The following is a 1,662-nucleotide window of genomic DNA, read 5'->3' as shown; positions in this document are numbered from 1 at the left end:
CAGCGGCGTCCATCAAATCGATATCACCAACCACCACCGACGAATCAACCACCACCGCTTCTGTGATAGTGGTGAACCACCTAGCCAACCGTTGCACCGTGGTGCGGTCGAACAGGTCTGTGGCGAACTCGATCTTCCCGGTAAGGGCTGGCAGTCTCCCGTGCTCGCCGTGTTCCTCGGCGAACGCGAAGTCAAGATCGGTCTTCGTCGTTCGTGTCGATACCGCCACCTCCTCCACCTCGATGCCGCTCAGCCGTAAGGCCGGCACAGCGAGGTCACTGTTGAATCCCATCGCGACCTGGAAGAGTGGATGGTGAGCAACTGAACGGACGGGGTCCACTCGCTCCACGACACATTCGAATGGCACGTCCTGGTGTGCCAGCGCAGCCAATGCCTTCATACGGATCGAATGGAGCACGTCTACGAACGTCTGGTCATCGGTGATCGAGACACGAAGAACCCACGTGTTCACGAAGAACCCGACGAGGTCGTCGAGCGCCTCGTCGAGCCGGCCTGCCGTCGGTATCCCCAGAGGGATGTCGTCAGCGCCGGTGACGCGATGGAGAAGAAGGGACAAGATCGTCTGCATCACCATTGCTGGAGTGACCCGCTGTGTTCGGGCCAATGCCTTCAGGTTTGCCCAGGTAGCGCCGGGGATACGCAGCGGTACGACATCGCCTGCTTGACTGGCGATTTGGGTACGGGGCCGGTCGGTCGGTAGTTGCAGGACGTCCGGAAGATCCCGCAGTTCTTCCTCCCAGTAGCGCAGTTGACGAGCCATCACGCCGTCGATGTCACCTGCGGCGAGATAGCTTCGCTGCCAGAGAGAGTAGTCGCCGTATTGCACGTTCAGCGGCTGCCATCGCGGCGCATTGCCGATACGCCGTGCTTCGTAGGCGTCCATCAAGTCGCGCGTCAGCGGTCGCAGTGACCATCCGTCGGCGGCGATGTGGTGTATGACCACAATCAGCACGTGATCTCGATCGGAAAGCCGATACAGTGCACAACGCAGCGGGGTGTCGACAGACAGGTTGAATTCCCGAGTCACCAGGGTTTGTATCGCTTGATCCAGATTCTCCTCGGCGATTTCGGCCGGGAACGCGTTGCCTGTACGCCAATTCGCACTGGCCAGCACGCGTTGGACTAGTTCGCCATCTTCGTCGGCAAGCACCGTCCGCAACGCTTCGTGGCGGAGGGTCACGTCGTCGATCGCAGCGGTCAGAGCGTCGACCGCTACCGGTCCGGTGAGTCGGAAGACTGCTGGCATGTTGTAGGTGGGGGCTCCGTTCCCGAAGTGATTGAGGAACCACATCCGTCGCTGCGCGAAGGATGCTGGAACATGATCGGGTCTGGCACTCGATGTCAAGGCTGGCCGCATGCCAGTACCAGTGAGCAGGCTCATCGCCTCGGCCAGACGAGCAACCGACGTCGCGTCGAACAAGGCCCGCACCGGCACGGGAGCCTGCAATATGTCCTCCAGTCGGGTCACGACGCGGGTGGCCAACAACGAATCGCCGCCCATCGTGAAGAAGTCGTCGTCCAATCCGACGCGAGTAGAGCCGAACACCTCACCGAAGATCCCGGCGACCAACTGCTCCATCTCGCTGTGCGGCGCGCGGAAGGCTGCGGGTTCGAACACCGGCCGCGGCAAAGCACGACGAT

The 1,662-nt window shown here is 61.4% G+C and carries 1 protein-coding gene; it reads right to left on the bottom strand.

Annotation, left to right across the window (positions count from 1 at the left end):
- Window positions 1-1,639: condensation domain-containing protein (locus ACT89H_RS29315; RefSeq protein WP_445111906.1), on the bottom strand; the 1,639-nt coding region annotated here is incomplete at its 3' end.
- Between the last annotated feature and the right edge of the window lie 23 nt (window positions 1,640-1,662).

The sequence above is a fragment of the Nocardia aegles genome, from assembly GCF_052545135.1.
Note: the sequence above shows the minus strand (reverse complement) of the source record. Positions and strands in the feature narration are given on the sequence as shown.